Annotated in this window: 17 protein-coding genes and 7 pseudogenes; 17 read left to right on the top strand and 7 right to left on the bottom strand. The window is 34.7% G+C overall.

Annotated features, from left to right (window positions below):
* Positions 1 to 64: 64 nt before the first annotated feature.
* Together AAGD29_RS00785 and AAGD29_RS00780 are read left to right on the top strand one after the other, a co-directional pair.
* Entirely contained in the window at positions 65 to 1561 is a 1497-nt protein-coding gene (locus AAGD29_RS00785) for a hypothetical protein (protein ID WP_341758141.1), read from the top strand.
* Entirely contained in the window at positions 1554 to 1859 is a 306-nt protein-coding gene (locus AAGD29_RS00780; RefSeq protein ID WP_341758140.1) for a portal protein, read from the top strand. The genes AAGD29_RS00785 and AAGD29_RS00780 overlap by 8 nt, the downstream gene beginning before the upstream one ends.
* On the opposite strand, the pseudogene AAGD29_RS00775 reads toward AAGD29_RS00780, so the two are convergent.
* A pseudogene (locus AAGD29_RS00775) lies at positions 1852 to 2477 on the bottom strand (IS5 family transposase); the annotation flags it as partial. The gene AAGD29_RS00780 and the pseudogene AAGD29_RS00775 sit on opposite strands and share 8 nt — an antisense overlap.
* A 148-nt stretch (positions 2478 to 2625) precedes the next feature.
* Positions 2626 to 2763, bottom strand: a pseudogene (locus tag AAGD29_RS00770) (IS5/IS1182 family transposase); the annotation flags it as partial.
* 85 nt (positions 2764 to 2848) lie between these two features.
* Here AAGD29_RS00770 and AAGD29_RS00765 point away from each other — a divergent pair.
* The 8 genes and pseudogenes from AAGD29_RS00765 to AAGD29_RS00725 all read left to right on the top strand — a co-directional run bounded on the left by AAGD29_RS00765 (position 2849) and on the right by AAGD29_RS00725 (position 9822).
* Positions 2849 to 4129 carry a portal protein gene (locus tag AAGD29_RS00765; protein WP_410521158.1) on the top strand — a complete coding sequence of 427 codons (1281 nt, stop codon included), beginning with the start codon at positions 2849 to 2851 and terminating at the stop codon, positions 4127 to 4129.
* Positions 4113 to 4391, top strand: a complete 279-nt coding sequence (locus AAGD29_RS00760; RefSeq protein ID WP_341758138.1) for a hypothetical protein — start codon at positions 4113 to 4115, stop codon at positions 4389 to 4391. The genes AAGD29_RS00765 and AAGD29_RS00760 overlap by 17 nt, the downstream gene beginning before the upstream one ends.
* A gap of 1 nt (position 4392) precedes the next feature.
* Positions 4393 to 5250: an Rpn family recombination-promoting nuclease/putative transposase gene (locus AAGD29_RS00755; protein WP_341758137.1), complete on the top strand. Its 858-nt coding sequence runs from the start codon at positions 4393 to 4395 to the stop codon at positions 5248 to 5250.
* 80 nt (positions 5251 to 5330) lie between these two features.
* Positions 5331 to 6116, top strand: a complete 786-nt coding sequence (locus AAGD29_RS00750; RefSeq protein WP_341758136.1) for a hypothetical protein — start codon at positions 5331 to 5333, stop codon at positions 6114 to 6116.
* 433 nt (positions 6117 to 6549) lie between these two features.
* Positions 6550 to 7897 (top strand): annotated as a pseudogene (locus AAGD29_RS00745) (IS110 family transposase).
* 77 nt (positions 7898 to 7974) lie between these two features.
* On the top strand, positions 7975 to 8214 hold the full coding sequence (locus tag AAGD29_RS00740) for a phage capsid protein (RefSeq protein ID WP_341758135.1): 240 nt from the start codon (positions 7975 to 7977) through the stop codon (positions 8212 to 8214).
* An 89-nt stretch (positions 8215 to 8303) separates the two neighbouring features.
* A pseudogene (locus AAGD29_RS10185) lies at positions 8304 to 9194 on the top strand (IS5 family transposase).
* A 322-nt stretch (positions 9195 to 9516) separates the two neighbouring features.
* Positions 9517 to 9822, top strand: coding sequence for a hypothetical protein (locus tag AAGD29_RS00725; RefSeq protein ID WP_341758133.1), 306 nt, complete (start codon positions 9517 to 9519; stop codon positions 9820 to 9822).
* A 60-nt stretch (positions 9823 to 9882) separates the two neighbouring features.
* On the opposite strand, the gene AAGD29_RS00720 is transcribed toward AAGD29_RS00725, so the two are convergent.
* Positions 9883 to 10236, bottom strand: a complete 354-nt coding sequence (locus tag AAGD29_RS00720; RefSeq protein WP_341758132.1) for a hypothetical protein — start codon at positions 10234 to 10236, stop codon at positions 9883 to 9885.
* A 336-nt stretch (positions 10237 to 10572) separates the two neighbouring features.
* Between AAGD29_RS00720 and AAGD29_RS00715 the strand changes: the two genes are divergently transcribed.
* Entirely contained in the window at positions 10573 to 11298 is a 726-nt protein-coding gene (locus AAGD29_RS00715; protein WP_341758131.1) for a hypothetical protein, read from the top strand.
* On the opposite strand, the gene AAGD29_RS00710 is transcribed toward AAGD29_RS00715, so the two are convergent.
* A protein-coding gene (locus AAGD29_RS00710; RefSeq protein ID WP_341757317.1) for an IS5 family transposase occupies positions 11291 to 12054 on the bottom strand; the annotation gives its coding sequence in 2 pieces (ribosomal slippage) (positions 11291 to 11719 and positions 11722 to 12054; 762 coding nt in all). The two genes, AAGD29_RS00715 and AAGD29_RS00710, sit on opposite strands and share 8 nt — an antisense overlap.
* 176 nt (positions 12055 to 12230) lie before the next feature.
* On the opposite strand from AAGD29_RS00710, the gene AAGD29_RS00705 reads away from it, so the two are divergent.
* From AAGD29_RS00705 to AAGD29_RS00695, 3 genes are all read left to right on the top strand, one after another.
* A complete protein-coding gene (locus tag AAGD29_RS00705) occupies positions 12231 to 12986 on the top strand; it encodes a LuxR C-terminal-related transcriptional regulator (RefSeq protein ID WP_341758130.1) in 756 nt (251 codons plus the stop codon).
* 149 nt (positions 12987 to 13135) lie between these two features.
* Positions 13136 to 14176, top strand: coding sequence for an IS630 family transposase (locus AAGD29_RS00700; protein ID WP_341757979.1), 1041 nt, complete (start codon positions 13136 to 13138; stop codon positions 14174 to 14176).
* Positions 14177 to 15343 (top strand): MFS transporter, encoded by a 1167-nt coding sequence (locus AAGD29_RS00695; RefSeq protein ID WP_341758129.1) that lies wholly within the window; start codon positions 14177 to 14179, stop codon positions 15341 to 15343. It begins immediately after the preceding gene.
* A gap of 303 nt (positions 15344 to 15646) precedes the next feature.
* Here the strand turns inward: AAGD29_RS00695 and AAGD29_RS00690 are convergent.
* Positions 15647 to 15757: pseudogene (locus AAGD29_RS00690) on the bottom strand (transcriptional regulator); the annotation flags it as partial.
* Between the two features lie 195 nt (positions 15758 to 15952).
* On the opposite strand from AAGD29_RS00690, the pseudogene AAGD29_RS10180 reads away from it, so the two are divergent.
* Positions 15953 to 16945 (top strand): annotated as a pseudogene (locus tag AAGD29_RS10180) (IS5 family transposase).
* Here the strand turns inward: AAGD29_RS10180 and AAGD29_RS00675 are convergent.
* Positions 16916 to 17269, bottom strand: coding sequence for a recombinase family protein (locus AAGD29_RS00675; protein ID WP_341758128.1), 354 nt, complete (start codon positions 17267 to 17269; stop codon positions 16916 to 16918). The pseudogene AAGD29_RS10180 and the gene AAGD29_RS00675 overlap by 30 nt on opposite strands.
* A gap of 705 nt (positions 17270 to 17974) precedes the next feature.
* Complete coding sequence (locus tag AAGD29_RS00670; RefSeq protein ID WP_341758127.1) at positions 17975 to 18253, bottom strand: hypothetical protein; 279 nt, start codon at positions 18251 to 18253, stop codon at positions 17975 to 17977.
* Between the two features lie 66 nt (positions 18254 to 18319).
* On the opposite strand from AAGD29_RS00670, the pseudogene AAGD29_RS00665 reads away from it, so the two are divergent.
* Both AAGD29_RS00665 and AAGD29_RS00660 read left to right on the top strand, forming a co-directional pair.
* Positions 18320 to 18759 (top strand): annotated as a pseudogene (locus AAGD29_RS00665) (IS5 family transposase); the annotation flags it as partial.
* 132 nt (positions 18760 to 18891) lie between these two features.
* Positions 18892 to 20343, top strand: a complete 1452-nt coding sequence (locus tag AAGD29_RS00660) for an IS4 family transposase (protein ID WP_341757292.1) — start codon at positions 18892 to 18894, stop codon at positions 20341 to 20343.
* The last annotated feature ends 27 nt before the right edge of the window (positions 20344 to 20370 follow it).

Genomic DNA, 20370 nt, shown 5'->3' with positions numbered 1-20370 from the left:
GCAGAAGAAGCAAGAATTGATGATGAAATATGGTAATTAATAAATAATTAAGGCAAAGTAATATATGTTTTGGCCAATAATCGGTTTACTAGGACTTGGTGCTTTAGCGTTTGCTGCATCTAACAAGTACGTTACTGGAGCTGATACAGCAAGACAGAAGAATCTCTATAATGAGTCACGAGATCGTTATAGTAATTATGCCAGTGAAGCACAAAATACTATCAATAATTTGTCACAGCAATTGCAACAAGCTCAGCAGGTCTTACGTTCTTTAGAGGAGCAACAGTATCAAGCTAGCTCGAGAAGCTATGATATGCAACACCAACTAGATTATCATACTCTACAATATGATAGTGGCTTAAGAAACATAGAATCACAAAGAGCTAGTTTGACCGAATCAGCCAATCAACTAAAACAAGCTTTTGAAGCATTTAAACAGAAAGCTCCCGCCCTTGATTTCAAAATAAGTGAGGTAGAGCAATTACCGGGTCAATTTCAAAACCTGTATGATCAAGTAGCCCAGCGAAGAGAAAGTTTGAAAGGTTTAACCGAAGAGGAAGCCGGTAGCCATATTGCTCAATATCAACAAGACGTTGAATTGTTAAAAAAGCAACGTAGTGAAACAGAAAGTAAAATACGCAATTCGATGGATAGCATCACCAAAGAGCATCAACAGCTAACAAGGGAAAAAGCTAATCTTGAATATCAGCTTGCTAACTACCAATCACAGCAAAATCGATTGTTGCAGGATACTAGTAACTTTGATAATGCTAGACAACAATTACTCAGCATGATTGAACAATACAAACAAGAACAGAACAGACAAGAGCAAATAACTGCTGACTATACAAGGCAGCAGTCGAATGCTGAAGGGTTGCAAAACCAGTTAAGAAGTTATGGGGAAGCTGCTCAAAGCCAGTTGGATAGCTATGGCAGAGATTTAGAGTGGCGAGCTGGTAAGTATCAAAAATCTGCGAGAGAGACTGGGCTAGTACAGGGATTGGGGCTAACAGCTTTAACTTTTGGACTTGGGGCAGGCTTAGGAGCGATTGGTGTTAAGGGTTCAATACTTGCTGGGATAGGTTCGGGAATCAAAATGTTATCTCCACTTGTTGGTATTGCTCATTATATGAACCGATCCGATATTAGTCGTAAACTTGCTGGTTTCGAAAGAATTAATCTTAACAACAATGATCCAAGTATAGGTGCTGACTTGTCGCGAATAGCAAGATACGGTCCATCAGGATTAGAAAAAAGAGCCATACCTGAACTTGGTGGTCTAAAACAAGCGTTGGAACATTTTAGCATGCGGTCAGTGCCACAATTAAAAGATTTACCACCGTTGCACGAATCTCTTGGCAAGATCGTGTCGCTTAAGGATATTGAAGGTTTAACTCTAGGCTTACCTAGCATGACTGCAGCTAGTGGCAAAAAATATAGCCATGAAGTGTTATATAATACTGAATTCATTAAGAAACTTAAGAAAGTATCAAAAAACTTAGGGACACCATACTTACAACACAACTCCAATTTAAACACAAGAGCTACTAGCTATGCATGATAATGATGTAAACAAAAAGATTGAATATTTTGATAATCTCAAAACCAAACGGGAAAAATGGAATCAGATATGGGATGAGCTGAAGAAATATGTTTGCCCGCAAACTGAAACTAACAAGGTAATATTTGATTCAACTTCCATTTGGTCAAGGGAGCAATTAGCTTCAGGTTTGCAAAGCTTGCTAGTTAATCCAGCGATGAACTGGTTTAACCTTAGCATAGTAGTTGAGGATGAAAATCAATACCAACAGCAATTAACATCAGCTGAACTGAACATACTAGGGTGTGTCATCAATTGAGCCAAATTACCATGGAAGCCATATAAACAGCACCCAAAAAGTTCTGAGATGTTTTGTCATATCGTGTTGCAATAGCTCTATATTGCTTCAATTTTGCAAAAAAGTTCTCAATCAAATGCCTAGCTTTATAGAGATCCTTATCATAATTAGCTGGATTCACACGATTCTTCTTTGGGGGAATCACAGCTATACATCCCTTATCTTTCAGCTTATCTCGCATACGTGCATCGGCATCATAAGCCTTATCAGCAAGTACAGCATCCGCTTTCGTCAATTCATTCATCAAAACATCAGATCCTTGCAAATCATGAGCTTGACCCGGGGTAAGAGAGAATCCCGTTGGATTCCCTAGAGCGTCACATGTGGCATGGATTTTAGTACTCAGCCCCCCTTTACCTCGTCCAATTGCTTGGTCATCATCTAACTCTTTTTTTTAGCACCAGCACTATGTTGATGAGTCCTAACAATGGTTGAATCAATCATGGCATACTCGTTATCAGCATCTTCAGCCAGCATCTCAAAAACCTTTTTCCACACACCTGTCTTGCTCCACCTTGAATGACGTAGGTGAATCACTCGAAAATCTCCAAAACGTTCAGGTAGGTCTCTCCAAGGTATATACTGCTCGTAAATGAAGAGTTGGTAGACGAAGATCAAAATCAACAAGTGCTAGGAGTGTCCAAGCCGAGGAGCACAGCGTACATTAGTACGTGAGCACCGCAGGTCTTGGACAACAACAACGCAATTGTTGATTTTCATCGAGTATACCAGCCCTATATCGATACAAGACTGCTTCTACAAATAGGCGATTATCCTTGGCTGTTACACCAACAGACTCTTTCCTTCCAGGTAGGTTATCTTTAATCCGATCCCATTGATCGTCACGTAGAGCATATCGACGCATAGAGAAGATTTATCCTTAATTTTTTCTCTATTACACAACAAACAAACACTCCTGTCAACTTAATTGATGACACGCCCTAGCCCAAATGCTAGAAAAAGCCATAATGGACATATTCAACAATCCGGCTTCTAATTTCTATAATCAAATACATCAGTTTTTCCTAAATCTAGCTGCCTTTGGTACAGCGATATTCTATGTCGAAGAAGATCCAGCGTTAACCCAAACTCTATTTTTCCGTAATATTAATTTACAAGAATGTTACTTTGAGGAAGACAAGTTTGGTTTTGTCAATACAATGTACCGACTCTTTACCATGCCAATTAAAGCCGCATCAGCTAAATGGCCAGACTTTGCCGATTTTAAGGAAAGACTAGCCAAGAATCCTGATGAAACAGTAGAAATATTGCACATAGTTAGCCCACAAAGTCAGAATCAGAGTGGCAAAGGTGCAAAGAGATTAATGACAACACTTGCCTATAGTTCAGAATATATCCATCTCGCTGAACAAAAAATTATCAGTCAATCAGGTTATTCGTACTTTCCATTTTTTGTTACGCGATGGATTAAAGAAGAAGGTCAAGTGTATGGATATGCTCCCGCTCACCACGTATTACCTGATATAAAACTGCTCAATAATTTAAGACAAATTACCCTGAAAGTAGCACAAAAACAACTAGACCCACCATTATTAGTGCCTAAGGATGGATATTACTTACCTCTTTACACTACTCCGGGTAGCGTTAACTTTTACCGTAATGGTATGGCGGATAAAATAATGCCCCTAACTGGCATGGAGAGTATCCTACCGACTGAAATCGAGCAAAATCAATGCCGCGATGCGATATTTAAGGCATTCTATGTTGATATATTCAGAATGCAGAAGGAAAACAAAGAAATGACTGCCACTGAGGTGCAAATTAGAACGGAGGAACAATATCGGTTAATGTCACCAATGGTTGGTAGAATCGAGACGGAATTTCTAAACCCGTTAATCACTGCGATATATCAAACTCTAATTAAATACAACAGAGTACCGATCCCAGAGGGAGCAACTAGACCGCCCGATATTGATATTGAATATGTATCACCATTATCAAAAGCTCAGAAATCATCAACCATATCTAGCGTTGAACAAGTATTGGGCTTCTTCCAACGAAGTGGCATTAGTAATTTCTACCCTGAGATTTACGATAACATCAACTGGGATGAATGTTTTAAACTATTTTGCGAGCTTAGAGGAACACCAAGCTCAATCCTCAAGAGTGAACAAGAAGTACTACAGCTTAGACAACAACGTAGGATGATGCATTTACAACAACAAATCCAACAACAAATGCAAGGACAACAAAATGAAACTATCAATTAACTCTTCAGCAACCCCATCTCCACCCTCAATACTTACAAAAGAGCAATTAAAATCAATTTATTTGCAGATTTTTAGTGGAGAAGATGGTAGAATAGTATTAGAAGACTTGGCTCAATTAAGTGGTGTGTATCGCAGCAACTTTCTGCAAGAAAGCAACTACACCGCTTTCAATGAAGGCATGCGAGCTTTGTTTTTGTACATATGCTCGCAAGCTTCAGAAGATGATGGAGTTGATAATATTGAAGGAAAAGGGAGTAGTTGATATGGAAAAATATTTAGACCCAACAAATGATAGTTTGTTTAAGAAAATCTTCCGTGATAAGGAGAATTTAAAAGAATTTCTTAATAGTGTTCTTGATTTATCTGAAATGTACAGAATTAAGGAAATTGAATTTATTCCAGTAGAAGAATTAGCAGGTATTCATAAGGGTAGGAGAAGTGTATTTGATTTAAAAGTTAAAGATGAATCAGGAAACTGGTACATTATCGAAATGCAGAAAAAAAATGAAACCGATTATTTAAAAAGAGTACAATATTATTCTGCTCATTCATATGTTCAACAACTTACAGAAGGTTTAACTCACTTTGATTTATTGCCAGTAATGGTGATTTCATTGGTAAAAACTAGAATATTTGACAAAAAAGTACCTTATATAAGTATTCATAAAAATATTGAGACTACTACTAATAAACAATATTTATTTGACCTCTCTTATGTATTTATAGAGCTTGGAAAATTTAAAAAAACGAAATTAATGAGTGTTGCTGATGAGTGGTTACATCTATTCAAATGTGCAACGCAAGAGACAGAACCACCTAAAGATATTAAGAGCAGTAAGGTATTAGATGCTTACCATATGATTGAACGGTATAAGCTTACCCCAGCAGAATACGACTTATATATTAGGACTAAATTGCAGGAAGATGCAGAAGAAATTGCTCTAGCAGAAAATTTTAATGAAGGTAGAGCTGAAGAAAAAATAGCAATGGCAAAAAAAATGCTAGCTAAGGGAAAGCCAATAGATGAAATCATTGAGTTTACAGAACTATCCATTGAAGAAATAGAAGTGCTACGTGAGAATTTGGCTGAAGACAAAAATACTGTACTTGACGAAAATTAGATAGGAAGGGTATTGAATTGCTGTATTGGAAAAATAGAATTTCTAGAAAATTTATGCATGAAATTATCAATGAGTAAAATATGAGCGAAGAAGCAAATATTATCAACAACGAAACTACCACTAGCAATAATTCATGGCTAGCTAATATGCCGGAGGACATCCGCAAAGCTGAGTCACTGGGTAAATTCAAGGATGTCTCATCTTTAGCACAGAGCTATTTGGAAGCAGAGAAGAGCTTGAATCAACGAATTGCCGTGCCAAAAGATGACAGCTCTGATGAGGAGTGGCATAAATTTTATTCTAGGATGGGGCTGCCTGAGGATAAGAAATATACTGACAAACGATCCAAGGAAGATGAGGAGTATTTAACTCGTTATGAAGACATGTTTTACCAAAGCGGATTATCTAAAAGGCAAGGTGAGAAGCTGCTTAATTCTCTGTATGGTTTTTCGCAGGATTTACAAAAACAGCAAAAAAATGCTATCGAGCAAACACGTCACTCTCACATTGGTTGGTTGAAAAACACTTATGGTGAAGGTTTTGACAGTAAGATGACAGTGATGCAGGAAGCTTTATCTAAGTTTGGTACTAAAGAACTGGCTGAATTAATTGAAGATTCCAATTACTCGCCAGCCTTAGTAGATTTGTTAGTTAGGGTTGGTGAAACCCTAAAATCCGATTCGTTGGTAACTGGTAATGAATCACCAACAATTACCAGCCGAGATAAGGCATTGCAAGAAATTAATAGACTTGAATCTGATACTGAATTTATGGTAAAATTAAATGGTAAAGATCATACAGGACATAATCAAGCTGTTAAACGTATGGAAGAACTGTACAAAATTGCATATGACAAAACGCAATAAGTAAATAATGCAAACAAGAAGTAAGTGATAACTCTCTTAAGGCTGCAATCCGCAATAACCTATCAAAAAAGAGCCACTGGACAATAGCACCAAACAAAATGCTAAGCATTATGTAATAACATAAACAAACTGTTGGTGGTAAGCTATGATAAATAACACCTTCTTTCAAACCAGTTTGTTAGGAGTTTATAATGGAATAAACTGACGCAATACCTTAAAATTAGAACCGGATCTGTACAAGAGTTATGGTCGATAAGCTCAATGGTGTTTTCTGTACCCGATTAGGAGCGTGACTTTGGAGGATGGTGTTTTGTACATTGATGGATCAGACATTGATACCTCGTTTGGAAGAGTATAATTTTTTAAATCCCTCTGACTTGTAGCAGGTTCATGTTAAGATTAATGTGCAACTATACTATAAGGAGGATTTATTATGAACAATGATAATAATACCAATACATTACAAATTATCAATCCTGATGCTGCTGGAATTGATATAGGATCAAAATCACATTATGTTTGTGTTCCACAAGATCGGGACAAAGAATATGTAAGAAGATTCGGGAGTTTTACTGATGACTTGCATAAGATTGCTGATTGGCTAAAAAAATGTGGTATTAAAACTATTGCCATGGAATCAACTAGTGTATATTGGATACCAGTATACCAAATACTCGAACAAAGAGGTTTTGAAGTATATCTAGTCAATGCTAAATATGTAAAAAATGTTCCTGGTCGTAAAAGTGATGTACAAGACGCCCAATGGTTACAAAAATTACATAGTTGTGGTTTATTACAGTCATCATTCAGACCTGAAGATAGTGTTTGTGTACTAAGAAGTTATATACGTCAAAGAGAGCGTCTGATCAAAAACTCTACAACGCATGTATTTCGTATGCAAAAAGCTTTAACAGAGATGAATATGCAACTACGTAATGTAATTACCGACATCACAGGTACAACAGGTATGGCAATTATCAGAGCGATTATAGGTGGTGAGCGTGATCCAGTAAAATTGGCAAAATTTAGAGATTACCGAATCAAAAGTAGTGAAGAAACTATAATTAAGTCACTACAAGGTGATTATCGCAAGGAACATCTCTTTGTGTTGAAGCAGGAGTTTGAATTATACATGGGTTATCTAAAAAAAATTTGAAGAGATTGATATTGAAATAGAAGGACATTATAAAGATTTTGAACCCAAAGGGAATGAAGTAATAAAAGATGACTCAAAAAGAGCCGGTAGCAACAGACCTAAATTTAATCTTAAGCAGGAACTCTATAACATGACTGGTCTTGACTTTAGTACAATACCAGGACTTAATGTACTAACTATCCAAACAATTATATCTGAAGTCGGTACAGATATGTCGCAATGGAAGTCAGAAAACCACTTTGCTTCATGGTTGGGTTTAAGCCCTGCTAATAAAATAACTGGTGAAAAAGTCTTTAGTACTAGAACTCGAAAAGTAATCAACAGAGCTTCCACTGCTTTCAGAATTGCAGCTGCCGCAGCAGGTAAAACCAAAACCGCTATTGGATCATTTATGCGTAGAATAAAAATCAGTAAAGGAACTCCAAAAGCTATCACAGCAACTGCCAGGAAAATAGCTTGCTTATTTTATAGGTTGTTGAAATTTGGACAAGTATATGTTGAGCAAGGTATAAGCAATTATGAACAAAAATACAAGAGCAAATTAGTACAGGCTCTTGAAAAACGTGCAAAAGAATTAGGATTTACTTTAACAGCAGAAAATACTGAAAATCAATATGTTATGTAGCAGTTTGTTGGAAGTGATTAATATTAGACTTTGAAATTTTAAAAAAGTCTATTGATAGAATATTGAGGAGATAAAAAATGGAACAAATAACCGATAGCCTTAAAGAACAATTTGCCAAAAATATCACCCTAGTTATCCAACAGGAAGGTTCAAAGCTACGCAAATGCGTTACTAATGGTACGCAGGATACTGAGGTAATTAGCTTTGAGTCAATGACCAATCATGAGGTCAAGAGTAGAAATCGACACCCAATTGATCCTGATGATCATCTACATGGACATTATGCGGATGCTAGAGACCCTGCAAGGTTCTGTTGACAAAAATTATAGTTAGGAAAGAGGAATAAAAAGTTGCCATAGTAAGAAGAAATGGTAGTTTTTAGTTATCAAAAAAAGGAACTACCAATATGAAGTATTACATAGAAGAACAAGCATGGGAAGTAATTTTATCATTTTTTAAGGAAAGAAATGGTATACACAACAAGAATGAAGAAAAAATGAGACAGTTTATTGAAGCAATATGGTTTATTGTTAGAACAGGTTGCCAATGGCGTCTTCTACCTGATGATTATGGTTGTTGGTACAGTATTTATCGCAGATTTAAGAGATGGGTTGACAAAGGTATATGGGAGGATTTAATGGATTATGTTAAAGTAGATGCAGATATGGAATCAATTATGATTGATGCAACTATTGTGAGAGCACATGCTTGCTCATCTGGATATATCAAAGGTAATCAAGAAGAAGCGGCTTTAGGTAGAAGCAGAGGTGGTTTTAGTACTAAAATTCATGCCCTTGTTGATGGTCTTGGTAATCCATTAAAGTTTATACTAACTGCTGGGCAAAGAAATGATATAGTTAAGCCCATAGGATTAGGTGACAAAGAACATAACAATTGTAAATTGTCATTCCCGCGAAGGCGGGAATCTAGATACCTGCTTTCGCAGGTATGACACAAAATTTGTATCACCTAATTCAATAGGTTTCACTATATAACTCAAGCGGGAAATCTTACTCAAGATGTTCAGAATACGACTGTGATAGCCGATAAAGGATACGATAGTAGTGCATTTGTAGAAAGTTTAGAAAATAAGAGGTGTGAGATTGTTATACCACCAAAATCTAACCGTAAAGTACAACGTGAATATGATAAACATACTTATAAGGAACGACATTTAATTGAGTGCTTATTTGGTAAAATCAAACATTTTAGGCGTATATTTTCTAGATTTGATAAAGCTCCAGCCACTTTTTTAGCTTTTCTAAATTTCGTTGGAACTTTAATATGGTTACGTTAAAATTTTTGTCAACAGAACCTAGCTTGTCTATTAGTTCGTTACAAAATTTCACAAGTTCTATTATCGCTTGCTGTTCATCTCCTGTTAATGAACTTGCCTTAATATGTTGTATTAGTTCTTCTCGTTCTTCAGAACTTAAGGTCGCTACTTTTGGCTTTTGCATTTCGATTAATTATCATTATTGTTAATATTTCAAATGTTATAATATGACTGGTACTTTTTTAACTAGTTTTTTTATTAATCGGTGATATTTGCATAGTAGAAACCCAAATTTATAAAATAAATTCATACCAGCAAAAAAATTTAATAGAGTTATGCAGTTTTGCTGCAAGTATACGATGAAATGACTATAGCGATTAATAGCTGTAGTCAAAATCTCAACAAAATTAAAGATGATATTGAATCTTTTAGGATTAATCGTAGCAAAAATTTCTTTTCTATGGTAGGAATTAGTCTTATCTTATCGATTATTACTACAACCACTGTCCTTTATTTTGTGTTACAATGGTTTCCACCACAGCAAAAATATCTAGTTGATAAAGCTCACGATATTCATACAGAAGGAGTAGTACAAATATTTGATATGCAAGGTAAATTCTGTAATAAAGCAAAAATAATCAAGGATTGACTCTAGAACTTTTTGATATACAAAATTAATTGGCAATTGGGGTTAGTTAGTTAATGTTGATTATTTTTGTTCCTTGGTCTGTGGCATAGTATTGCTAGAGTTAGCAAATACTTTAAACTCATCAAGTAGTATTTTAAGATGCAGATTTATATCTTCTAACTGAAAGGTAGCATGTAATATATGATGTTCTTTCTTAACTGTACTATTAGCTAACTCTGTACTCTTTTGATATAGAGCTGCTATTTCATTTTGTGCTTTGATGTAGACGTTAGAAAAATTATTGCAAATAACTTTGATGTCACTACAGGTTGATCTGATTTGATTAAGCCATTTGACCGAGAGTAGTATTAATAATATCTGTCCGATGATTAGGCTAAATACTCCAATGGCCAAGACTAATATTTGATAATTCATGTTCTACTTCCTTTATTTGCTAATGTTATGTTTGTCCGCATAGGCTTTTGTACGGCTAGATAAGGTCGGCTGATTGATTGCTGCTATACGTATTTATTTTAATCATTTAGTAAATCCTATTTATTACTTTACTTAATATTCAAAAAAATATTATTATAACTTTATAATCATAATTTCACGGTAAATAATAGTCTGATTTTTTACTGTGGAGTTATATACTGACGTATTAATTACTACAGTATTTTTTACGGTATTGATATGAGTTGATTTTTTACATATTATTTATGTATAAAGTTAGTCATCCGATAATTAAAAAATAATTTTGAGGTATAAATTATGGAATTTCAAGTACAGTATCTATTAGGAAAATGCTCTATGTCACATGCAACTGTTAGGAGTTTAATTAAAAAACCATTCCTCTTTTTTGTTATAGTTTGGCTTATACTTGCTTATAGTAGTGGAACATTAGCAGCAGGAAAAAATAATAATATAAAAGAATATGGGATTGTTATATTACCAGAAGAAAAATGCGTAAGAGTAGCTGAAAAACTAAATCAGGATATTGCAAAAATATTAAGTCATTTAAATAATGTTAAAAATTATTGGCATGTTACCTTATATCACGGAGCATATGAAACAAAAGATCTACAACAAATATATAACAAAATTAAAGGGCTAAAACTCCAACTTTTTACCTTAAATCTTAGTAAAATTTACTCTACTGCAGATAGGTGGATAGACTTAGGAGCAGAAAAAACTAAATATCTTCAGGAATTACACGTATCAATCGTTCATTTAGCTAGCCCTTTCCACAAACATCCGTTGGCTCGCTCTAAAGATGTTTATAAAGATATGTCAAATGTTCAACGTGAACAAGTCGATAATTATGGCGTTAGTGGAGTTTTGGAGTTATATAATCCTCATATGACGTTGTTTTACCAATACCCACCAAGGTTTGAATTACAGGATACTGCAAAGAGAGTAGCAGTCTCTTTCAAAGAAAATATGGTATGTAAAGCCTCCAAGATTATTATAGGAGAACTAGGGTGTGTCATCAATTGAGCCAAATTACCATGGAAGCCATATAAACAGCACCCAAAAAGTTCTGAGATGTTTTGTCATATCGTGTTGCAATAGCTCTATATTGCTTCAATTTTGCAAAAAAGTTCTCAATCAAATGCCTAGCTTTATATAGGTCCTTATCATACTTAGCTGGATTCACACGATTCTTCTTTGGGGGAATCACAGCTATACATCCCTTATCTTTCAGCTTATCTCGCATACGTACATCGGCATCATAAGCCTTATCAGCAAGTACAGCATCCGCTTTCGTCAATTCATTCATCAAAACATCAGATCCTTGCAAATCATGAGCTTGACCCGGGGTAAGATGGAATCCCGTTGGATTCCCTAGAGCGTCACATGTGGCATGGATTTTAGTACTCAGCCCCCCTTTACCTCGTCCAATTGCTTGGTCATCATCTAACTCTTTTTTTTAGCACCGGCACTATGTTGATGAGCCCTAACAATGGTTGAATCAATCATGGCATACTCGTTATCAGCATCTTCAGCCAGCATCTCAAAAACCTTTTTCCACACACCTGTCTTGCTCCACCTTGAATGACGTAGGTGAATCACTCGAAAATCTCCAAAACGTTCAGGTAGGTCTCTCCAAGGTATACCAGCCCTATATCGATACAAGACTGCTTCTACAAATAGGCGATTATCCTTGGCTGTTACACCAACAGACTCTTCCCTTCCAGGTAGCTTATCTTTAATCCGATCCCATTGATCGTCACGTAGAGCATATCGACGCATAGAGAAAATTTATCCTTAATTTTTTCTCTATTACACAACAAATAAACGCTCCTGTCAACTTAATTGATGACACACCCTAGGATATAATGGTAATATTGAAAAAATAGTTTATAGTGTAGAGCTGTCCAACTAAGTGTCCAGCTAATTATAACAACAAAATATTCGTGTAACAAATTATGTTGAAGCCTGTCCAAGATAAAAGCTCAGTACAAAATACATCAATCATTTGTACTAAACAAAACGATTTAAAATCTGAATTTGCTTCTATAGTAAATGTACCTGGCTTTGTTATCGCTAAAGACATTAATTCTAAGTATTCCGTTATTAGTAAAGATTATGCTCTACTACTGGGTTGGAAGAGTCCAGACCACTGCGTTGATTTAACAGATTTTGACATACCTTGTGAAGCCGTAAAAGCAGCTGAGCAATTTATAACCCTTGATCAGAAAGTTATCGATACTACTAAGGCGATATTAAGCTTATATATTTGCAATTATTCATCTGGCTGGAAAACCTTAATGAGTCATAAAATCCCCATACAACAAGAAAATGGGAAAATCACTGGGATATTTGGTCAAGTTATGGACATATCTAACACTAATATGTTTAATTGGTATCTATCATTAAATCAATTTGATAAAAAATTTATAAATTCGCAGGATAAACCTATAATTTATATTTTAAATCAGGAGCATTCTCCTCTTCCTTTAAGCAAAAAACAACAAGAGTGTGTATTCTTATTGTTACGTGGTAAATCCATGAAAGAAATCGCCACTATATTAAACCTGTCAGTACGTACTGTGGAATCATACTTTGCGATAATCAAATTAAAGTTAGGGTGCAGTAATAAATCTCAACTTATAGAAAAAGCAATTAATAGTGGTTTCCTACATTACATTCCAAATAGTATTATTCCTGTGTCTACAAAATAGGTTTCTATGAAAAAAATTGTTTTGACCTGTATGATTGGCAATGCATTGGAATGGTATGATTTTATTTTATATGCTCAGTTTGCTTATATATACTACTCATAAATGAAGAGTTGCAAAGATAGGAGAGATATTATAAAGTTTAGGACATTATGAGTAAGAATGTATTGACAGAAGAACAAAGAGAAAAGTTGAAGGAACGTCATAAGACAGAACGAGACGGACGCATACGTGATCGTATTAAGGCAGTTTTGATGTATGACGATGGGTATAGTAATGTAGAGATTGCTAAGGTACTACTCTTGAGCCACGAAGCGATAAGAAAACATATTGTTGATTATCAAAAAGCCAATAAGCTTAATACCGACAATGGGGGTAGTGCAAGCAAATTAAGTGATGGTGAGAAGACAGAATTAGTGACTCACCTAGAAGCAAATAATTATGTTTATGCGAAAGATATTATGCATCACATTGAGAACAAATATGGTGTGACATATACGATAACGGGAGTAACAAAATTACTATACAAACTGGGATTTGTTTACAAGAAGCCGAAAATAGTACCGGCTAAGCTGGATTTTGACAAGCAAGAATTATTTAAGTTAAACTACAGTTTGCTAAAAGGGAATCTCAGAGATAAGGAAGCTATATATTTTATGGATGGTGTTCATCCTCAGTATCAAGCAAGGGCAAGGTGTGGTTGGATAAGAAAGAACCAAGATAAAACCTTACCAACATTCAGTGGCTGGAAAAGAAAGCACATGATTGGTGCTATTAACCTAGCCGATTTGCAGTTAGTAAGTACAGAGAACCCCAAAATAAATGGGGAGCAGATAGTTAATTTTTTACAAAAGTTAGAAGAGGAGAATAGTGACAAGGAGAGAATATATTTAATCTGTGACAATGCTAGTTACCACAAATCCAAGAAAGTCAAGGAATACCTAGTAAATACGAAAATAGAGCTAGTATTTTTGCCATCATATAGTCCAAATCTGAACCCAATTGAGAGATTATGGAAGTTTATGCACCGTATTACAACTAATAATAAATTTTATCATAATTTTGAACAATTTTCGGAAGCAATAAACAAATTTTTTAGCAACATCGGTGATTATAAAGATAGGTTACGTACCTTAATAAACGATAATTTCCAAACTATTACCGTTAACCATTTCTGCAACTCTTCAGGTTAATTGAGTATACTCAAACAAAAATTTTTGCCAGATAACTCTATTAGTGAAATACTGACTTTTGCAATATTTGCAGCTGGGTTTGTGGTAAGACCGCTTGGAGGAATTATTTTTGGTAATATTGGTGACAAATTTGGAAGACGTATTTCCTTGGTTATAGGTATTTTGACAATGGTAGTTCCTACTACCATAATAGGATTACTACCCAGTTATAATTCAATTGGTTTAGTTGCTCCAATAATTTTAACTATAGTACGGTTAGTTCAGGGATTTTCATTAGGTGGGGAATTTAGTGGTTGCGTTATTTATCTTACAGAACATGCACCGGCAAATAACAGGGGCATAATTGGAAGTATTGTATATATTAGTCAATGCTTAGGAATGTTGTTAGGAATAATAATTGCTTATTTACTCAGTTCCTTGTTATCAAAAGAAGATTTATGGTCTTTCGGGTGGCGATTACCTTTTATTAGTAGTTTTTTTGTTGGTATGATAGGAATGTACATAAGAAATAGCATATCAGAAACCCCAATATATGCCAAGGTAAGAGATTGTGGACTAGTCTTACAATACCCTTTGCGAGAACTACTATTAAACTATAAGAAAAAACTTTGGTTAGCAATAGGTCTTTATATTAATGTTACAGCACCTTTCTATGCTGCAACTATTTTCATTCCAAATTACATGTTGACCCTTGGATATAGCCAAGCTGAATGCTCAACATTAGGAGGCTTAACTTTAGTTACCATGATCATTACTTTCCCTATTACTGCCTACATCTCAGATAAGATAGGACGCAAACCTGTAATTCTTTTTAGTTGCTTAGCACTTATAATACTCACCTACCCAATTTTTCTCATGATAAATACTAAATCTTATTATCTTGCAACTACAGCACAAATTTTATTTGCTGTAATAGTAGCATTTCATATGGGTGCAATACCAACGATTCTAGTGGAACTATTTCCAACTAGTGTTCGTTTTACAGGAGTAGCACTATCATGCAACATAAGTGCAGCAATATTTGGAGGGACAGTCCCTATGATTGGTGCTTGGATATATCAGGTTACAGGAGATAGATTAGCGATGTCTTATTATTTAACCTTCCTAGCTATTTTAGCTATTTTTATAATATTTTTTTACAAAGAAACATATAAAAATATTATATAAGTTTTAACGATACCGTCAAGTTAACTGAAAAACGCCTAATTTTAACAAAATTTTCAGTCTGTAAGCAGCATAGTATCGTTTACAAAATACTCATTTTTTGTTAAATTCAAGTTAACTTGACGGTGTCCCCTTAACAGCTTTTTCCATAATTTTTCCAATTGTTCGATCTTGCCAAGCAATTTTGCCGCTAGTAGCTTGCTACAAGACATATCCTTACCAAAAACTCTTAATCTTGGCAATCTTAATTTCTTGTTATCACTTCTTCCATATCTTGTTTTTCAAGCACTATTACTAATTATAACTTTATGATGTTTCAACTTCTTTAGTACTCAAAGATCTTATCAATGCATTAACCGCTTGCTGCTGCTCTGAACTACGAATTTTCATAAAATTCTTTGAAACCTCTATGTACATAACCCGAGTTGCCAATTAATTTATAAGAGCAGAGCTAGGTTTTATGAACGTTTGAGGTTAATTTGTAACATTAAAACACTCAAAAAACTATATTTTTTAGAAATATGTTTGTATTGAAAATGTTTCAGTAGGCTTCTTTCGAAACTAGACAATGATGTAGAATGGTGTTATAAATATCTGATTTGAAGTAATAATATGAAATTCGATCAGATTAAAGAGTTAGAGGATGAAAAATTTCGTCGATTAACAGGAGTAAAGAAGGGAACATTCTCAAAGATGGTGGATATTTTGAGGCAAGCTGATGGTCTTAAGAAATCAAAAGGTGGGCGTAAAAATAAGCTCAATTTGGAGGAACAGTTGCTGATGGTCTTAGAATACCTTAGAGAATACCGTACTTATTTCCATATAGGTCAGAACTATGGGATTAGTGAAAGTTCAGCATATAAAGCTGTTAAATGGGTAGAAGACACCCTAGTTAAACACCCAAACTTTGCTCTTCCAGGTCGTAAAGCTCTAATGAAGAGTGATATGAATTATGAAGTAGTCTTGATTGATGCTACTGAGAGTCCTATAGAAAGACCCAAAAAAAACAAAAATTCTATTATTCAGGAAAGAAGAAAAGGCATACACTAAAAACTCAAATAGTGGTAGACAAGAAAACACACCAAGTAATATGTACAGATTTTTCTAACGGTAAAAAACATGACTTTAGATTATTTAAGGAATCCAAAATTCTTATCCATCCTAAGGTTAAAGCGATTACTGATACAGGATATCAAGGTATACTGCTCGTAAATGAAGAGTTGGTAGACGAAGATCAAAATCAACAAGTGCTAGGAGTGTCCAAGCCGAGGAGCACAGCGTACATTAGTACGTGAGCACCGCAGGTCTTGGACAACAACAACGCAATTGTTGATTTTCATCGAGTATATACAAAAAATTCACAATAATTCTGAATTACCAAAGAAAAAAAGCAAGAAAAATCCTTTAACTAAAAATGATAAAAAGAATAATCGTAGGTTAGCAGGAGAAAGAGTTCTAAATGAAAACGTTATTGGTATGCTAAAACGGTTCAAAATTATTGCTGACAAATATCGAAATAGACGTAAAAGATTTGGTCTTAGATTTAATTTGATCTCTGGCATTTATAATTTTGAACTACGTCAACCAGTTTCGAATGAGGTCTAATAGTGGATACCAGTCTGAGCAATTGCGAGATAATCGTGTTACGTCAAATGATAAAATAATACCAACTTCACCAAGTGTTACTTGTGTTAGTAATGATTTAAATCCTTCGCGATGCTTAGCTTCTGCACCTGTTAATCCAAGGTCTGCATCTATTATCTCAATATTATTTGCTTGCCAACCCAATTCAAAAGCACGTTGTTTAAGTGCATACTGCAATTTTAGACTTTCTTGATTGGTTAGAGTTTGGTGCAATGTTGACTGTCGAATATAAATTATTGCTTTGAGAGCCAAGTGTTGTGATGTTATTAGTTCTGATGTGTTCATAGGTAATCTCCTGACAAATATTTAATAGTTCGGTTAAGATTTCATTTTGTTGTTTTTCTGATAATCGCTGCCAAACTTGTTTTGGTGGTTGAGACATAAGCTTGGTATCTCCATTCCTAAGTTAGTCAATGCTAGAATGCTCTCACATGTTAACTTAGTTGTAGGAATTCGAGGTACAAAAGCAATATTAGTAACATCAATAGGAATATAGAGTCGAGTTAGATGCTGGTACTCCACATAAATAAATCCTTCATTACTTGGTGAATTGCGCCATTCTAATACATGAAAAGAATGACCAAATAGTGGGTGCGTGGAATCCACTATTTTTACTTTTTTGATATCTTTTAAATTTGGGTTGTTGAAACGGGTATTAAGATGGTTGATCGTTAAATAAGAAAAAGCAAGAAAACTTACTTTTGCTTGAATTTCATATTATCAAAAGAAAACTGACTTTCAAAAATATCAGAAAGTTTTGATAATCCCATTTCTCTTTCCTTTTTTTCTAATTGAAGTTTTGTTGGTTTTTTGTAGATATTAGCTATATTAAAAAATATAGCTAATTTTGAACCTTTTAATGCTATAAGTTACCTTCAAAAGCTTGATGAAATTCAGCTTTGTGCTTAGCAATTAATTGGCAACTCGCGTTATTTTAGAGTATTGTTAATAAATGAACCTGTTGCATATAAACAGGATCAAATCTCCATTTTATATGGAGTTATCATTGTTGTAAGAAAAATCTGAACCCATTGGGGTAACGTCTTCAGTATAAGATGCTAAAGATGCATCAAAAAACTCTTCAACTTCTTCTAGCAAAGTGTTAGAAGCATCGTAAAATACATCTTGATTCCAGTTGTTGTAAGTTTCTGCCACACTAAAGGTGACCAACTTAATACCTGATACTAAGCCATGACCAGCCCAAATTAATCCATTTACAATATCGTATCCTATTCCTACAGAATCCAACACTATACTAGGGCGTGTCATCAATTAAGTTGACAGGAGTGTTTGTTTGTTGTGTAATAGAGAAAAAATTAAGGATAAATCTTCTCTATGCGTCGATATGCTCTACGTGACGATCAATGGGATCGGATTAAAGATAACCTACCTGGAAGGAAAGAGTCTGTTGGTGTAACAGCCAAGGATAATCGCCTATTTGTAGAAGCAGTCTTGTATCGATATAGGGCTGGTATACCTTGGAGAGACCTACCTGAACGTTTTGGAGATTTTCGAGTGATTCACCTACGTCATTCAAGGTGGAGCAAGACAGGTGTGTGGAAAAAGGTTTTTGAGATGCTGGCTGAAGATGCTGATAACGAGTATGCCATGATTGATTCAACCATTGTTAGGACTCATCAACATAGTGCTGGTGCTAAAAAAAAGAGTTAGATGATGACCAAGCAATTGGACGAGGTAAAGGGGGGCTGAGTACTAAAATCCATGCCACATGTGACGCTCTAGGGAATCCAACGGGATTCCATCTTACCCCGGGGTCGAAGTAGCCCAAGGTTTGCACTTCAGGCTCTCACAGAACCTTACTATTACCCACAAAATAACAATGGTGAAAAAGAAGTAAAAATAATATACTGATTTGCAATTAAAATATTACATTGTAGAGGTATAGTATGAGTCAAGAAATAATAAATAATTATTTGACCGAGGAATTTAGTGGAGCTATTTTGGGTGATAAAAGGCTGACAAATAGGTTAATAAAGATAGCTGATAATTTTGCAAATATACCTGAAAGCTCAATTAATCAAGCATGTGGAAATTGGGCAGAAACAAAAGCAGCATATCGTTTTTTTAAAAACGATAATGTTAAGGAATCAAAAATATTAGAAGCCCATATTGCTAAAGCAGTAGAAAGAATCAAAGAGCATGATAAAGTTCTTGTTATACAAGATACTAGTTATATCACATATACTAGTCATAAAAAAACTACTGGATTGGGTGTGTTATCAAGAAAAGAGGGAAAGAATGTTAAAAATATTGAATGTAAAGGTCTGATAATGCATACTGCCTTTGCGGTTGCTACCAATGGATTAGCACTTGGGTTGTTGGATCAAAAGATTCACAATAGACCAGCAGTGCCTGAAGAAATACAACAGTTAAAAAAAACTAGTCATGGTAATGCGGTACATATTAAAGATAAAGAAAGTATGAAGTGGCTTAATGCATTACAGAACACTATTAATGCAACGAATAATAGTAATACCCAAATTATAACTGTTTGTGATAGAGAAGCTGATATATATGATTTTTTTGAATTGGCACAAGCTCAGAAATCTAAAGTTTTAGTTAGAGCTGCACAGGATAGAGAAATAAATAAAAAGTCAAAATATTCCAAAAAAGATAGACAATATTTGTGGAAGGTAGTATCGGGTTTCCAGTGTGCTGGAGAAATAGCAGTTAAAGATACTAGTCAAGAAAATAAAGCTAATAGGATTAGACATTTGGAAGTTAGATTTGGAAAATTTATAATGAATCCTCCTGTAAACAATGTAAGACATAAAACAGAAACATTGCCAAATTTACCAGTATATGCCATCAATGTTATTGAGCGTCGTCCCCCTAGTGGAACAACACCATTAGAATGGATGTTACTAACCAATATAGTTATCAATAATTTTGAAGAAGCTATAGAGAAAGTAAGATGGTATTGTTTAAGATGGAGAATTGAAATTTTTCATAAAATTTTAAAATCTGGATTTAGGGTTGAACAATGTAGACTTGCAACAGGAGAAAGATTAATAAAATACTTGACAATCATGAGCATAATTGCTTGGAGAATTTTTTTTATTACTTTAATTGGCAGAACTAATCCTAATCTACCATGTAGTGTAATATTAGCTGAAGAAGAATGGCGAGTTTTGTATGTAAAGATACACAAAGCAGCTCCCCCTAATAATACAATTCCTACAATAAAAAATGCTATAATATGGGTTGCTAAATTGGGTGGGTATTTAGCAAGAAAAAATGATCTAGAGCCTGGTCCTATTGTATTGTGGAGAGGATGGCAACGGTTATTTGATCTAGTTCAAGGTTATCAATTAGCTAACTCTAATATTTGTGGGTAATAGTAAGCTCACAGAACCGTACGTAAC

Source organism: Candidatus Tisiphia endosymbiont of Ditula angustiorana (assembly GCF_964026425.1).
In the GTDB taxonomy this organism is placed as follows: Bacteria; Pseudomonadota; Alphaproteobacteria; order Rickettsiales; family Rickettsiaceae; genus Tisiphia.
Note: the sequence above shows the minus strand (reverse complement) of the source record. Positions and strands in the feature narration are given on the sequence as shown.

Coding starts and splice junctions, on each gene's coding strand:
- AAGD29_RS00750 (WP_341758136.1), top strand. CDS start 5,331: ATGAGCGAAGAAGCAAATATTATCAACAACGAAACTACCACTAGCAAT.
- AAGD29_RS00660 (WP_341757292.1), top strand. CDS start 18,892: ATGAGTCAAGAAATAATAAATAATTATTTGACCGAGGAATTTAGTGGA.
- AAGD29_RS00700 (WP_341757979.1), top strand. CDS start 13,136: ATGAGTAAGAATGTATTGACAGAAGAACAAAGAGAAAAGTTGAAGGAA.
- AAGD29_RS00670 (WP_341758127.1), bottom strand. CDS start 18,253: ATGACACGCCCTAGTATAGTGTTGGATTCTGTAGGAATAGGATACGAT.
- AAGD29_RS00720 (WP_341758132.1), bottom strand. CDS start 10,236: ATGAATTATCAAATATTAGTCTTGGCCATTGGAGTATTTAGCCTAATC.
- AAGD29_RS00765 (WP_410521158.1), top strand. CDS start 2,849: ATGCTAGAAAAAGCCATAATGGACATATTCAACAATCCGGCTTCTAAT.
- AAGD29_RS00740 (WP_341758135.1), top strand. CDS start 7,975: ATGGAACAAATAACCGATAGCCTTAAAGAACAATTTGCCAAAAATATC.
- AAGD29_RS00780 (WP_341758140.1), top strand. CDS start 1,554: ATGCATGATAATGATGTAAACAAAAAGATTGAATATTTTGATAATCTC.
- AAGD29_RS00755 (WP_341758137.1), top strand. CDS start 4,393: ATGGAAAAATATTTAGACCCAACAAATGATAGTTTGTTTAAGAAAATC.
- AAGD29_RS00760 (WP_341758138.1), top strand. CDS start 4,113: ATGAAACTATCAATTAACTCTTCAGCAACCCCATCTCCACCCTCAATA.
- AAGD29_RS00675 (WP_341758128.1), bottom strand. CDS start 17,269: ATGAACACATCAGAACTAATAACATCACAACACTTGGCTCTCAAAGCA.
- AAGD29_RS00715 (WP_341758131.1), top strand. CDS start 10,573: ATGGAATTTCAAGTACAGTATCTATTAGGAAAATGCTCTATGTCACAT.
- AAGD29_RS00785 (WP_341758141.1), top strand. CDS start 65: ATGTTTTGGCCAATAATCGGTTTACTAGGACTTGGTGCTTTAGCGTTT.
- AAGD29_RS00705 (WP_341758130.1), top strand. CDS start 12,231: ATGTTGAAGCCTGTCCAAGATAAAAGCTCAGTACAAAATACATCAATC.